At 65.2% G+C, this 14,014-nt stretch carries 11 protein-coding genes; 9 read left to right on the top strand and 2 right to left on the bottom strand.

Features of this window, described 5'->3' with window-relative positions:
- Nucleotides 1–35 precede the first annotated feature (35 nt).
- From H9529_RS15140 to H9529_RS15100, 9 genes are all read left to right on the top strand, one after another.
- Nucleotides 36–1,010 (top strand): ABC transporter permease, encoded by a 975-nt coding sequence (locus H9529_RS15140; protein ID WP_317889630.1) that lies wholly within the window; start codon nt 36–38, stop codon nt 1,008–1,010.
- Complete coding sequence (locus H9529_RS15135) at nt 1,007–1,933, top strand: ABC transporter permease (protein ID WP_092886567.1); 927 nt, start codon at nt 1,007–1,009, stop codon at nt 1,931–1,933. Before H9529_RS15140 ends, H9529_RS15135 begins: the two co-directional genes overlap by 4 nt.
- Nucleotides 1,930–2,904 carry an ABC transporter ATP-binding protein gene (locus H9529_RS15130; RefSeq protein WP_092886565.1) on the top strand — a complete coding sequence of 325 codons (975 nt, stop codon included), beginning with the start codon at nt 1,930–1,932 and terminating at the stop codon, nt 2,902–2,904. The genes H9529_RS15135 and H9529_RS15130 overlap by 4 nt, the downstream gene beginning before the upstream one ends.
- Complete coding sequence (locus H9529_RS15125) at nt 2,901–3,875, top strand: ABC transporter ATP-binding protein (protein ID WP_092886563.1); 975 nt, start codon at nt 2,901–2,903, stop codon at nt 3,873–3,875. Before H9529_RS15130 ends, H9529_RS15125 begins: the two co-directional genes overlap by 4 nt.
- Nucleotides 3,876–3,898: 23 nt before the next feature.
- The gene (locus H9529_RS15120; RefSeq protein ID WP_176846939.1) at nt 3,899–5,452 is read left to right on the top strand and encodes an ABC transporter substrate-binding protein; all 1,554 of its coding nucleotides are present in this window, start codon (nt 3,899–3,901) and stop codon (nt 5,450–5,452) included.
- 15 nt (nt 5,453–5,467) lie between these two features.
- Nucleotides 5,468–7,321 (top strand): CocE/NonD family hydrolase, encoded by a 1,854-nt coding sequence (locus tag H9529_RS15115; RefSeq protein WP_092886559.1) that lies wholly within the window; start codon nt 5,468–5,470, stop codon nt 7,319–7,321.
- Between the two features lie 189 nt (nt 7,322–7,510).
- A complete protein-coding gene (gene surE, locus H9529_RS15110) occupies nt 7,511–8,296 on the top strand; it encodes a 5'/3'-nucleotidase SurE (RefSeq protein WP_092886557.1) in 786 nt (261 codons plus the stop codon).
- On the top strand, nt 8,293–8,934 hold the full coding sequence (locus tag H9529_RS15105) for a protein-L-isoaspartate(D-aspartate) O-methyltransferase (protein WP_092886555.1): 642 nt from the start codon (nt 8,293–8,295) through the stop codon (nt 8,932–8,934). The genes surE and H9529_RS15105 overlap by 4 nt, the downstream gene beginning before the upstream one ends.
- 150 nt (nt 8,935–9,084) lie before the next feature.
- Nucleotides 9,085–10,269 (top strand): M23 family metallopeptidase, encoded by a 1,185-nt coding sequence (locus tag H9529_RS15100; RefSeq protein ID WP_223814387.1) that lies wholly within the window; start codon nt 9,085–9,087, stop codon nt 10,267–10,269.
- 197 nt (nt 10,270–10,466) lie between these two features.
- On the opposite strand, the gene H9529_RS15095 is transcribed toward H9529_RS15100, so the two are convergent.
- On the bottom strand, nt 10,467–11,861 hold the full coding sequence (locus tag H9529_RS15095; protein ID WP_092886553.1) for a trypsin-like serine peptidase: 1,395 nt from the start codon (nt 11,859–11,861) through the stop codon (nt 10,467–10,469).
- A gap of 25 nt (nt 11,862–11,886) precedes the next feature.
- Nucleotides 11,887–13,683 (bottom strand): hypothetical protein, encoded by a 1,797-nt coding sequence (locus H9529_RS15090; RefSeq protein WP_143033475.1) that lies wholly within the window; start codon nt 13,681–13,683, stop codon nt 11,887–11,889.
- Between the last annotated feature and the right edge of the window lie 331 nt (nt 13,684–14,014).

The following is a 14,014-nucleotide window of genomic DNA, read 5'->3' as shown; positions in this document are numbered from 1 at the left end:
GCGGCGCCCCTTTGCCACAAGAATAGAGGCTCCTGTTGGTTTATATCATTCGACGTTTGATGCAGGCGGTATTTCTGGCGGCGGTCATGTCGTTTGTGGTGTTTGCGGGCATCTATGCCGTTGGCAGTCCGGTCGACATCTTGATCGACCCCGAGGCGACGCAGGCCGAGCGTCTGCGCCTGATTGCGCAGATGGGCCTCGACCGGCCATTCCATGAACAATACCTCGTCTTCATGGGGAATGTCCTTCAGGGCGATTTCGGCAATTCCTTCATCTATAACCGCCCCGCGCTGGGGCTGATCCTGGAACGTATGCCTGCGACGTTGGAACTGGCCTTTGCCGCGATCATGATCGCTGTGGTGCTGGGCCTGCCGCTGGGTGTTTATGCCGGGTTGCGGCCGGGTTCGGTCGGCAGCCAGGGAATCATGGCAGGGTCCATCTTGGGCTTTTCGGTGCCGAATTTCTGGCAGGCGATCATGCTGATCATGGTCTTCGCCGTGATGTTGGGCTGGTTCCCGGTGTCCGGGCGGGGCGAGGTGGGAGAGTTCCTGGGAATCAGATCCAGCCTGTTCACACTGGACGGGCTGCAACACATCACCCTGCCCGCAGTCAATCTGGCCATCGGGCACCTTGCGCTGGTGATCCGGCTGGCACGGTCTGGCGTGCGCGAGGTAGAACCGCAGGATTACATCCGCTTTGCCCGCGCCAAGGGCCTGAGCGAGCGGCGGGTCGTCTTCGTCCACATTCTGCGCAACATCCTGATCCCGATTGTCACGGTGGTCGGCATGTCCTTCGGCGGGCTGATCGCCTTTGCCGTGGTGACCGAGTCGATCTTCGCCTGGCCGGGCATGGGCAAGCTGATAATCGACTCGATCCAGTTGCTGGACCGGCCGGTGGTGGTCGCATACCTGATCGTAATCGTCGTGCTGTTCATCATCATCAATCTGGTGGTTGATCTGCTCTATTCGCTGATCGACCCGCGCATCCGCATCGACGGGGGCAAAGCATGACCGACATCACCCAACCTAAAACCGCCAATTCCCCGCCACCCGTTGCCACGACCGAGGCGCCGTTTCGCCGCGTGCTCCGCGACTTCATGCGCAACAAGGTCGCGGTGGCCGGGCTGATCCTGTTCACCCTGATCGTCTTCGCAGCGGTCTTCGCGCCGCTTCTGGCCGCGCAGGACCCCTACGATCTGCGCAGCCTGAACATCATGGACAGCCGGTTGTCCCCTGGCGAGGCCGGGTTTACCGGCGCGGCCTATCCGCTGGGCACCGATGGACAGGGCCGCGACATGCTGTCTGCGATCCTTTATGGGCTGCGCATCTCGCTTGGCGTGGGCGTGATCGCCTGCACCGCCGCGCTGATGCTGGGGCTGACGCTGGGCCTGATTGCCGCCTATTCGGGCGGGCGGGTCGATACGCTGATCATGCGGCTGGTGGACCTGCACCTGTCGTTCCCCCCGATCCTGGTCGCGCTGATCTTGCTGGCCGTGCTGGGCCGCGGGGTCGACAAGATCGTCTTCACGCTGATCGTGGTGCAATGGGCGACCTTTGCCCGGGTCGCCCGCGCCACCGCCCTTTCAGAGAGGAAGCGCGAATATGTCGAGGCGGCGGAAAGCCTGGGCCTGTCACGCTTCCGCATCATCTCAGGGCATCTGCTGCCCAACTGCCTGCCCCCGCTGATGGTGCTTTATACGGTGGAAATCGCCAGTGCCATCGCGCTGGAAGCCACCCTGAGCTTCCTGGGCGTCGGCCTGCCCGCGACCCAGCCCTCGCTGGGGCTGTTGATCTCGAACGGCTTTCAGTTCGTGCTGTCGGGGCAATACTGGATCAGCGTGTTCCCCGGTCTGGCGCTTTTGCTGCTGATCGTCTCGATCAACCTGGTGGGTGACCACCTGCGCGATGTCCTGAACCCGAGGAATATCCGATGAGCTTGCTGGAAATAGACAATCTGGCGACGCATTTCTTCACCGATGCGGGCGTCGTGAAAGCCATCGACGGCGTCAGCTTTGCCGTGGACCGCGGCGAGGTGCTGGCCGTGGTCGGCGAGAGCGGGTCGGGCAAATCGGTCACGGGCCTGTCGGTCATGGGGCTGATCGGCGCGCCAGGGCGGATCGTCGGCGGCACCATCCGGTTTGACGGCACGCAGATCGCCAATGCACCGGCCAACCAGATGCGCGCGCTGCGCGGCGCGCGGATCGCGATGATCTTTCAAGACCCGATGATGACGCTGAACCCGGTGCTGCGCATCGACACGCAGATGCTGGAAACCATCAACGCGCACCGACGGATGCCCCATGACGCGGCGTGGACGCTGTGCCGCGATGCGCTAGGGCGCGTCGGCATTCCCAGCCCCGATGAACGCATGCGCGCCTATCCGCACCAGTTTTCCGGCGGGATGCGCCAGCGTGTGGCCATTGCCATCGCGCTGTTGAACGACCCCGACCTGATCATCGCGGATGAACCGACGACGGCGCTTGACGTGACCATTCAGGCGCAGGTGCTGCACCTGATGCAGGGGCTGGTCGAAGACCGGGGCATGGGGCTGATGTGGGTCACGCATGACCTGTCGGTGGTCGCTGGTTTCGCCGACCGCGTGGCCGTCATGTACGCCGGTGAGGTGGTCGAAGACGGGCGCGTCGACGATATCATCACCGCCCCGCGACACCCCTATACACGCGGGTTGATCGGATCGGTGCCGTCGCGAAACCAGCGTGGCGTGCGGCTGGCACAGATCCCTGGCGCCGCACCGCAACCGCTGAACCGCCCCAAGGGCTGCCGCTTCGCGCCGCGCTGTGCCTATCGTGCCGAGGGCTGCGAGGTACCGCAGGCCCTGCGCGACGGCGTGCGCTGCTGGCGCACCGATGCCCTGCCCTGCGCAGATCAGGAGGTGCTGGCATGAGCGATCTACTGACACTCGATAACGTCTCTAAACGTTTCTCGAAGCACATCGACCTTGCCGGGCGCCTCGCGCAGAAGCTGGGCGCAAAGGTTTCGGCGGAAACCGTGCATGCCGTCGACGGGGTCAGCCTTGGCATCGCCGCGGGCGAGGTTGTGGGGCTGGTGGGCGAATCCGGCTGCGGCAAATCCACACTGGGCCGGGTGGCGGCGGGGATCCACGCACCGTCCGATGGCGAAGTGCTGTGGAAGGGCGCCCCCCTGGAAGCGGAAGCCAAGGCCCGGCTGCGCATCCAGATGGTGTTTCAGGACCCGATGTCCTCGATCAACCCGCGCCACCGGATCGACCGGGTGATCGGCGAGGCGCCGGTGTTCCATGGCCAGATCTCTGCGGGCGAGAAGGATGCCTTCGTCGCCGACCTGCTGGAGCGTGTCGGGCTGGACCCGGCCTATCGCCAGCGCTATCCGCACCAGTTTTCCGGCGGGCAGCGGCAGCGCATCGCGATTGCCCGTGCCCTTGCCGTGCGCCCGGAACTGATTGTCTGTGATGAGGCCGTGTCGGCGCTGGATGTGTCGGTGCAGGCGCAGGTGCTGAACCTGTTCATGGACCTGCGCGAAGAATTCGGGCTGACCTACCTCTTCATCAGCCACGATCTGGGCGTGGTGGAACATATCGCTGACCGGGTGGTCATCATGTACCTGGGCCGCGTGGTCGAAAGCGCACCTGTTGCTGATTTGTATCGCGAACCGCTGCACCCCTACGCACAGGCCCTGTTGGCCGAGGTGCCGCGGCTGACGACCGGCAAGCGCCGCTACACCCCGGTGAAGGGCGAAATCCCGTCACCGTTGCACCCGCCGTCCGGGTGTCATTTTCACCCCCGTTGTCCCCTTGCCGATGACCAGTGCCGCGCCGAGCGGCCGGCCCTGCGCAAGGTTGCCGCGGGACGCACCGTTGCGTGCCACAAAGTCGCATAATCACCACCATGGGAGCTATAACAATGACCAGACTGACCCAACTGATGACCGCCACCGCCGTCGCCGCCCTGTGCGCGGGCAGTGCAAGTGCACAAACCCTGACCGCAGGCCTGTCGGCCGCGCCGAGTTCGATGGACCCACATTTCGCCACAACCGGGCAGAACCAGCAATTGGCCATGAACCTTTATGACCGCCTGGTACACATCGACGCGGCGGGCAATTTCACGCCGGGGCTGGCGACCGAATGGGAAGTGTCCGAGGATCGCCTGACCTGGACCTTCACCCTGCGGGAAGGCGTGACCTTCACCAACGGCAGCCCCTTCACCGCGCATGACGTGGTCTATACGTTCGAGCGTATTCCAGAGGTGCCCAACAGCCCCGCGCCCTTCACCCAGCGCCTGGCCGCCATTTCCAGCGTCGAAGCCGTGGATGACCAGACGCTGGTCGTCACCACCGCCGAACCCGCGCCGGTGCTCATCAGCGACCTGGCGACCATTTACATCGTGTCGCGCGACGCGGGCGATGCGGAAAGCGCCGATTTCGACCGGGGGACCGCCGCGTTGGGTACTGGCCCCTACCGCATGGTCAGCTACAGCCCGGGTGAGCAACTGGTGATCGCGCGCAACGACGATTATTGGGGCGAAACCGCTGCATTCGAGGAAATCACCATTCGCTTCCTCGACAACGCCGCCACCCGCGTCGCATCGCTTCAGGCAGGCGAGGTGGATTTCATCGACGCCGTGCCACCCAACGACCTGCAGCGCCTGAGCGCCGATGACGGAATCGACGTGATCTCGGCTCCCTCGGCCCGGATGCTCTACATGGGCGTCGATCAGCTGGAAGATACGACCGTGCAGATCGACCCGGCGGTGGGCAACCCCTTCCTTGACGTTCGGGTCCGCGAGGCGCTGAGCCTCGGCATCAACCGCGAAGCCATTATCGACCGGATCCAGTTCGGATCAGGGGCGCCCGCGAACCAGTTTGCCCCCGAAGGCATCTTTGGCCACAACCCGGACCTGCCCACCCCCACCTATGACCCCGAACGCGCCCGTGAATTGCTGGCCGAGGCCGGCTACGAGGATGGCTGGTCAATGACGATCCACGGCCCGGCGGGCCGCTATGTCAACGACACCGATGTGTTGCTGGCGGTCGGTCAGATGTGGGCGCAACTGGGTTTGGATGTCGAGGTCGAATCCGTCCCCACCAACGTGTATTTCGGGCAGGCGACCGCGCGCGAATTCTCGGCCTTCATGGTGGCCTTCGGCATCACAACCGGGGAGTCCTCGCTGGCACTGCGCAACGTGCTGGGCAGCTTTGACGAAGATCGCGGCTGGGGGTCGAACAACCGCTTCCGCTACTCCAGCCCCGAGTTCGACGCCGCCCTAGGTGAAGCGTTCGAGGCATTTGATGATGCCGAGCGCGAGGCCGCCCTGCAAGAAGCCGCGCGCATTGCCGCCGAAGATGTCGCAGTGATCCCACTGTACTGGGAAGGCAACAACTGGGCAGTCCGGGCTAACTACAGCTTCACGCCCAGCCCCGATGGCCGGTCGTTGATGACCAACATCAGCCTCGACTGAACGGAAGGGCCTGACATGTCACAACCCGCCGAGCACACCGCGTCCGCGCGCGTCATGCAAGACATCATGGTGCCGATGCGCGATGGCGTTCGGCTGGCCTGTGACATATTCCTGCCCGAAGACAGCAGCACAGGCCCCTGGCCCGTGCTGCTGGAACGCACGCCCTACGACAAGCGCGCGCCACGCACCAACGAATACACCGTCGCGCATCCGCAGGTGTTCGGCCGCCGCGAGCTGGCGGGTTTTTTCACCGCCGCCGGGTTCGTCGTGGTGTTTCAGGACTGCCGGGGCCGCTATGCCTCGGAAGGGCGCTTCACCAAATACCGGGGCGAGGCTGAGGACGGCGCTGAGACGCTGGCCTGGATCGCAGCACAGGATTGGTGCGATGGCCAGATCGGCACCATGGGCATGTCCTATTCCGCCCATACCCAGATGGCCGCCGCCGCCCTGTCCCCCCCAGGGCTGGCCGCGATGGTGCTGGATTGCGGCGGATTTTCCAACGCCTATCAGGGCGGCATCCGCTTTGGCGGCGCGCTGGAGTTGAAGCAGGTCACCTGGGCTTTCCGCCATGCCCTGCGCTCGCGCGCGGCGGCAGCCGACCCGGTGGCCAAGGCCGCGCTGGAAGCCACCGACATCGCCGCATGGTTCCGCCGGATGCCTTGGAAGCGCGGGCATTCGCCGCTTTCACCGATCCCGGATTATGAGGATTACCTGTTCGATCAGTGGGACCGCACCCTGTTCGACGACTACTGGAAGATCCCGGCGCTCTATGCAGCGGGCTATCATGATCGCATGCCCCCGGTGCCCTCGGTGCATATGTCAGGCTGGTACGACCCGTATGCCTGCACCGCGATCAAAAACTTCAGCGGGCTGCGTGCCCTTGGCCATCCCGCGCGCCTTATCATGGGGCCCTGGACCCACGGCAACCGCTCGCGTACCTACGCGGGGAAGGTCGATTTCGGCCCCGACGCCACGTTCGAGGCCGCGACCGGCTGCGATTTCGTCGCCTGGCGCATCGCCTATTTCAGCCGACATCTGCAAGGTGCCGACGATGGGGCTGAACAGCCTGTGCGCTTCTTCCTGATGGGCGGCGGCAGCGGGCAGCACACGGCGGAAGGGCGGCTGGATCACGGCGGCAGGTGGATCACGGCGCAGGACTGGCCGCCTCCAGACGCCACCCCGATGCCGCTTTACCTGACACCGCAGGGCGGGTTGGACCCCCGGCTGCCCCGTGAAGCGGGCACCGTGGGCTATATCTTCGATCCCGAAGACCCGGTGCCCACAATCGGCGGCCCCATCACCTCGGGCGCGCCAGTCATGGTTGGCGGGGCCTTCGATCAGCGCGAGGAAGCGGCCTTCTTCGGCAGCCGCGCCCCCGGCATGCCGTTGACCAGCCGCGCGGATGTTCTGGTATTCGAATCTGAGCCCTTGGCGCAGGATGTGGCGGTCGCGGGCAATGTCTCGGTCGATCTGACAATCTCTTCCGACCGGCCAACGACGGATTTCACCGCGAAACTGGTCGATGTCTGGCCACGCACGGCTGAGTTCCCGCACGGTTTTGCAATGAACCTTTGCGATGGCATTCTGCGCACACCGTTCCGCGAAGGTTTTGACCGGCTACTACCTCTGGAACCCGACACTCCAGTCACGCTGACCATCCCGATGTATCCGACCGCCAACCTGTTTCGCGCCGGGCATCGCATCCGGCTAGAGGTGTCGTCCTCGAACTTCCCGCGCTTTGATGTGAACCCCAATGCCGCTCTGGGCGATGATCTGTCGCAACAGCGCCACAAGGCCAGCAACACGCTACATTTCGGCCCGGGCGTGGTGGCGCGCTTGAACCTGATGCAGATCCCCACCGGGGCGTAGCGCGCAACCTTTTGCGCGCCGTTGGTAACCGCGGCATGACACCCGGGCCTCACACCCCCGCCAAAGGTCACGAAACTGGCGTAATCCGGCCCCGCCGCGCCACTGTCCCTGCGGAAAGACGGCCCCCGCCCTTGTCGTTCTGCCCGCGCTGGACTAACGGTAGAACGCAACAACCGACAGGGCAGACGCATGCGTATTCTGGTGACAAATGACGACGGTATCAACGCCCCCGGCCTGAAGGTGCTCGAAGCAATCGCGCATGAAATCGCCGGGCCGAAGGGCGAGGTCTGGGTCGTCGCGCCCGCGTTCGAGCAATCGGGCGTCGGGCATTGCATAAGCTATACCCATCCGATGATGATCGCCAAGCTGGACACACGGCGCTATGCCGCCGAAGGCTCGCCCGCCGATTGCGTGCTGGCGGGGCTTTACGATGTGTTGCAGGGCGCGCGCCCTGATCTGGTGCTGTCAGGCGTGAACCGGGGCAATAACGCGGCGGAAAACGTGCTCTATTCCGGCACCATCGGCGGCGCGATGGAGGCCGCACTTCAAGGCCTGCCTGCGATTGCACTGTCGCAATACATCGGCCCGCTGACCGAAGACCTGCCCGACATGTTCGACGCCGCCATCGTGCATGGCGCTGCTGTCGTGCGCCAGCTTCTTGACAAGGCACAGTGGGACGGCGGCGATTACCGGCTGTTTTACAACGTCAACTTCCCGCCGATCGCCGGCGCGGATGTGAAGGGACTGCGCGTCACCACCCAAGGCTACCGCAAGGACACCTTCATGGGGGTCGAGGCGCAGATCTCCCCATCAGGACGCAAGTTCCTGTGGATCAAGGGCGGGCCGCAACACCTGCCCACCGCCCCCGGAACCGATGCGGCGGCCAATCTTGACGGCTATATCTCGGTCACGCCAATGCGCGCCGACCTGACCGCCTATGACGCGCTCGAAACCCTGCGGACTGCGCTGGAATGATGGACGACGCCGAACAGAAAATGCGTTTTCTGTTTGCAATCCGCTCCAGCGGAGTCACGGACGCACGGGTTCTGGCCGCGATGGAGCGGATCGACCGCGGCGTCTTCGTCAAGGGCATCTTTGCTGACCGCGCCTATGAAGACATGCCCCTGCCGATCGCCTGCGGCCAGACGATCAGCCAGCCCTCGGTCGTGGGGCAGATGACGCAGGCCCTTAATGTCGGCCCGCGCGACAAGGTGCTGGAGGTCGGAACAGGCTCGGGCTACCAGGCGGCGGTGCTGTCACACCTGGCGCGGCGGGTGTATACCGTGGAGCGTCACCGCAGGCTGGTCGCCGCCGCGCGCGGCATTTTCGACACGCTGGGACTGACGAATATCACCGCGCTGTCGGCGGATGGGTCCTTCGGCCTGCCCGAACAGGCGCCATTTGATCGCATCATCGTGACAGCCGCCGCCGAAGACCCGCCCGGCCCGCTCTTGGCGCAACTGCGGATCGGCGGTATAATGGTGGTTCCTGTTGGTCAATCGGATGCGGTGCAAAGCTTGATCCGGGTGACGCGGCTGGAAACAGGATTTGACTATGAGGAATTGCGGCCCGTCCGCTTTGTCCCCTTGATTGAAGGCATGGGACAGGACTAAGGGGCTTTGCGAGCAAATCAGACCGAAAGGGCTTTGGCGGCGAAACGGCAGGAAAACGACGCCTCGGGGCACAAGGTTCGGACCAGACGCGGACCGCCGGCAAAGTCGTCGGCAACTTCAGTCAGGCAACATAAGGGCAGCGTTTTGAAAATTTCGACATTTGACGGCAAGATTGCACGGTTCTGGCTTCTGGGGCTTTCGGGGCTGGCGCTGGCCGCCTGCAACGGGCCGGTTCTCGACTGGGATCTGCGTAACGGCGACAACGGCTTTTCCACCGCCGAGGCGGCGCAGCAGACAACCGAACCACGCCCGCAGCCCGACAACCGTGGCGTGATCTCTTACCCCGGCTATCAGGTCGTGGTGGCGCAGCGCGGCGATACTGTCGCTGCCGTCGCGCGCCGTGTCGGGCTGGACCCGGCCGAACTGGCGCGCCACAACGCGCTGGAGCAAGATATCTTGCTGCGCGGCGGCGAAGTACTGGCCCTGCCCGGCCGTGTCGCAGAACCCAGCCGTGCCACAGGTGCCCGCCCGGGCGACCGGATCGACATTACCACGTTGGCGGGCGATGCCATCAACCGCGCCGAAGGCACCGCGACACCCACTGCTGCCCCCGCGCCGGTGACGCAGGCAGGCCCCGAGCCGGTGCGCCATCAGGTGCAGCGCGGCGAGACCGCCTTCATCATCGCACGGCAGTATAATGTCACCACGCGGTCCCTCGCCGAATGGAACGGGCTCGACGCCGAAATGCGGGTGCGCGAAGGCCAGTATCTGCTGATCCCCGTTGCAAGCCAGCAGGCACCGCAAAACGCTGCCCCGGCCCCCGCTCAGACTTCGCTGCCCGGCGCGGGCAGCCCGACGCCGACGCCGCCCAGCGCCTCCAGGCCACTGCCGGTGGATGAGGCGCCCGCCGCTGAGCGCGCCGCAGAAGTCGCCGCCGCAACCCCACCAGCGCCTGACCTCGCCGCCCAGCGGACCGAGGCATCTGCCGCCCGCCTGGCCATGCCGGTGCAGGGCCGCATCATCCGCGCCTATAACAAGGGCCGCAATGACGGGATCGGCATCGCTGCAAGTGCGGGCACCGAGGTGAATGCCGCCGCCGCAGGCACCGTCGCCGCCATCACCCGCGACACTGATGGGGTCACGATCGTGGTGATCCGGCATGAAAACAATCTGCTGACGGTCTATGCAAACCTTGATAACGTACGGGTCGACAGCAATGCGCGCGTCACCCGTGGCCAGACCATCGGTACCGTGCGCGCGGGCGATCCGAGCTTCCTGCATTTCGAGGTACGCGAGGGCTTTGAAAGCGTCGATCCGATGCCGTTCTTGCAATAGCGGCAGGGCACGGGGGACTGGGCGTTTTGCCCACGCAACGAGGGCGCGCATCAGCGCGGTGCGGGGCTGCCGCTTGACGCCCGACGTCAGTGCGGGCCATCTGCAAGCGCGGCCCTGCGACGCCATGGGTTATCCTTCATCGCGCGGCGGCTGTCCGGGCGCATGCCCCCCCTCGGCCCGCAGCAAGAAGCGCCCCGTCAGTCCGCCACGCCAAACTTGCGCAGCGCTTGCACCATGGCGCGGGTATCTACCGCTAGGTTCGAGCTGTTGAAGCCCGCCGCCATCTGCGGGAGGGGATCGGTATAGCGGCTGTCAATGCCGACCAGCGACCAGCCCGCTGCGTCGTAATGGAACAGGGGGGAGCCGCTGTCGCCCACCGCCGTGTCGCAATCATGGCTTAGCGTATTGTCGGAATACGCGGTCAGCACCCGACAGCGCAAATGACCCGACAGCCATGCGCCCGTATCCCAGCTATAGCCCGCCTGATCGACACGGAAAGTCCCCGCGTCGATCTGCGCCAGATCGTCCGCGCCCAACACCCGCGGCCGCACAATCCCCGCCATCGCCCCCAGGTCGCGGTCCAGCGTCAAGATCGCCCAATCGTCGCCATTGCCCAGCCCCGGCCCGACATCCAGATCGCGAAAGCCCGGCGCGACATAGGCCGCGACCACCCCCGCCTGCCCCAAGTCCTCAAAGCCATGAGCCCCTGCGCGAAAAATTTCGGGCAGGGTGATCTGCCCCCCCTCGGACACACAATGGGCCGCAGTCAGCACCAGCCGTTCCGCAATAAGGGTGCCGGTGCAATCCATGTCGGGGCCTGACAGCAAGCCCACCGCACGCCAGGGCATCTGCACCGGATCGATCAGCTTCCGGTCGTCGCGGCCAAAGAAATGGTCGCGCGCCGAAGGCGGCCGGTCGCGCCCGATACAATCGGCCGTGTCGCTCAGGGCGGCGCAACTGCCAGAGCCGCCGCGCCCCGGCTCGTCGCAGATATTGTTGAACGCGGTGGCACAGGCGTTGCTGCGCCCGGCCAGATACGCAACGCTGGCGCAATCTGCGGTATCGGACGCGGTCGGACACAGGCCGGTGCCGATGCCCGGCACATCGCATTCACCGTCGAACGCATAGCCGCAGGAATCGTCGCCGCCCAGCGCCGCGGCGCGGCAGTCGGTCGCATCAGTGCCCGCGGTGCAGGCCCCCGTGCCGCCGAACCGGATGTCATCGCATTCCAGATCATGGGCATAGTTGCAACTGTCATCGCCCAGCCGCGCCTGCACCACACGCGACAGCCGTGCCATCAGGTCACCCGCCGCAACCGCGCAGTCAGCGGTATCGGTGCGCACGTCGCAGGCCCCGTCGCCCCCAAAACGCACCTCGTCGCATACACCGTCACGCGCCCATTGGCAGCTGTTGTCAGGTGTCTGGCCGTAGGCAGGGCCGGCAAGCCAGCCCGCCCCGCCCCCGGCCCAGCATGACGCCAATACCGCCGCCATTGCGGCCCGCCGCACCACAGCTATGCCCGATACGGGGCGCGCCAAGGCCGAGCCCCAGCGCAGTCGGGCGACTTCATGCGCCCGGCTTGCGAAGGTCATGCCCGACACGCCTGCGGCCCCCACGTTATCGACCCGGCGTCATCGTCCAGTCGGGGGTACCTGCGGTCACGCCCAGAATGGCAGCGCTGCCTTGACCGCCATAGGTCCCTGCAAAGACACGGTAGGCCCCGGGTTCCGCAGCGCTGAAGCTGAGACCAGGATTGGCCCCTTCAAGGTCGTCACTGCAATGCATGGTGCCCGACGGGTCCACCACGATCAGGGTGCTGTCGGCCTCGGCCACGGCATAGATTGTGAGCGCGGCGGCACCCTCGGCGACCTCGACCACCAGATCGGGTTGCGCAGTGGCGCCCCGTCCGACACAGCCCTGCCCCAGGCCGAAATAATCATCGCCATTGGGCAAGATCTCGAACGGGACGCGCGCATCAGCCATCTCGGGGAAATTAACGGTACCATGCGTGGGCGCGGCATCCAGACCCAGCGTCACATCGAAAAAGCTGTCCGGCACGCTGATATCATCCATCGCTGCGGGGGGCAGGGCCGTCCACTCGGGCGCGCCCATGCTGACGAACAGCTCGAACCGGCCCTGCGACGCCTCGCTGAAGGCGCCGACGAAGATGGTATACTCGCCAGCCATGCCCGCATCGAACGTGAGGGCGGGGTTTGACCCCATTGCGTCGTCACTGCAGTGCCACAGGCCCGCCGGATCTCGCACGGCCATCACCAGATCCACATCGCTGTCGGCGAACAGGCTGAAGGATGCGGTATCGCCGTCAAGTGACAGCACCATTTCAGGCCCATCCGGATTGACATAACCGTTGCAAAACTGGTCGGGCGACAGGGTTTCCGCCGCCGAATAGGCCGCAAGATCGCCGCGTGCCAACAACTGCGCCGACTCTGCCTGGGCCGGTACCAGCGTGACATAACCATAGCGCGGCTCTGCATCAGCATCGGGCGTCACCAATCCCCAGTCGGGCGTGCCCAGCCGGGCCGACAGCTCAAAGGTTTCCGCGCCACCTTCATAAAGCGAGCCGACCCAAACGAGGTAATCCCCGGCCTCAGGCGCATCGAAGGTCATACCCGGGTTCAACCCCTGCATGTCGTCATTGCAGACCCAGCGCCCCGATGGCGTATAAATCGCGATCACCCCATCGCCGGGCGTGGTGGCATAAAGGCTGAACGCCCCGGTGCCCGCATCTACCACGACGGTTGCATCCGGCGCATCAAGGCCGATCAGCCCTGCGCAATAGTCGGGGGACAGAAAATCGGCGGCAGTCTCGGCGACCAGCACCCCGGAACCGATCAACTGCGCCTCGGCGGTTTGCGCATCAAAACGGAAACGGCCCAGACGCGGCGCGCCCAGCGATGCCATGTCCAGTCCGCGCATCTCCACCGCCGAGATCATCGATTCGGACGCGATGACCCGCGCGCTGACGGGCCCGCCTTCGGTCGCAACCGCAGGCCACAGGCTGTAGCGCCCGGGTTGGGCGGGCCCTGCATCCAGTTGCGCCAGTCCGTCTTCGGCCAGAACGCAGCGATACAGCCCGTCGGGCGTGCCCAGCACCATACCAGCCAGATCTTCGCCGTCAGCAGTGAAATGCAGCGCCTCACGCGGGTTCAGAAGCGCAATCGCCATGCCCGCCCCCTCGGCGGGGACAAACCCTTCGCAACCGCGCACAAAGGCAGCAGCGGGTTCCATGGCGGAGGCATCGAACTGCCAGGTCACACGCTCGGCACCGTAACCCTCCAGCTCGGCGCCAAATTCCACCGCGCTGACCGGACCATCGGCCCATGCCACACCAGCAGAGCCTGCCACCAGCGCTGCCGCCAGCACCCCGTGTTTCACTGTGTCAAAAACCGTCATCTGTTCAAATCCCGCCATTTTGCCAAAATCTACTGCCGCACCCCGGCTATCTCTGAGCCAGAACCCGAAATACGTCGAACACCACGCATGTTTCGCCGCTGACACCAGGGTATGCCCCGCCACACAACGGAATGGGATCGTGACGCGGAACGCCGGTGGCGTCAATCGTGATCGGCACCCGCCAGAGGGTGCAGGTCGCACAGCCCGGCCCGCAAAGCCCCTGCCCGCCCCGAGAGCCCCACGCAGCAACCTGCAATGATTTCGCTGAAGTTTCCGCAGGTTGCACCCCCATACACGTGCATGGCAGCGGCACCGCGACAAGCGGAAAAAG

The sequence above is a fragment of the Roseicitreum antarcticum genome (assembly GCF_014681765.1).
GTDB classification, from domain to species: Bacteria; Pseudomonadota; Alphaproteobacteria; order Rhodobacterales; family Rhodobacteraceae; genus Roseicitreum; species Roseicitreum antarcticum.
This window is presented reverse-complemented; position numbering and strand designations above follow the sequence as displayed.

Coding starts and splice junctions, on each gene's coding strand:
- H9529_RS15130 (WP_092886565.1), top strand. CDS start 1,930: ATGAGCTTGCTGGAAATAGACAATCTGGCGACGCATTTCTTCACCGAT.
- H9529_RS15095 (WP_092886553.1), bottom strand. CDS start 11,861: ATGACCTTCGCAAGCCGGGCGCATGAAGTCGCCCGACTGCGCTGGGGC.
- H9529_RS15125 (WP_092886563.1), top strand. CDS start 2,901: ATGAGCGATCTACTGACACTCGATAACGTCTCTAAACGTTTCTCGAAG.
- H9529_RS15120 (WP_176846939.1), top strand. CDS start 3,899: ATGACCAGACTGACCCAACTGATGACCGCCACCGCCGTCGCCGCCCTG.
- surE (WP_092886557.1), top strand. CDS start 7,511: ATGCGTATTCTGGTGACAAATGACGACGGTATCAACGCCCCCGGCCTG.
- H9529_RS15115 (WP_092886559.1), top strand. CDS start 5,468: ATGTCACAACCCGCCGAGCACACCGCGTCCGCGCGCGTCATGCAAGAC.
- H9529_RS15135 (WP_092886567.1), top strand. CDS start 1,007: ATGACCGACATCACCCAACCTAAAACCGCCAATTCCCCGCCACCCGTT.
- H9529_RS15090 (WP_143033475.1), bottom strand. CDS start 13,683: ATGACGGTTTTTGACACAGTGAAACACGGGGTGCTGGCGGCAGCGCTG.
- H9529_RS15105 (WP_092886555.1), top strand. CDS start 8,293: ATGATGGACGACGCCGAACAGAAAATGCGTTTTCTGTTTGCAATCCGC.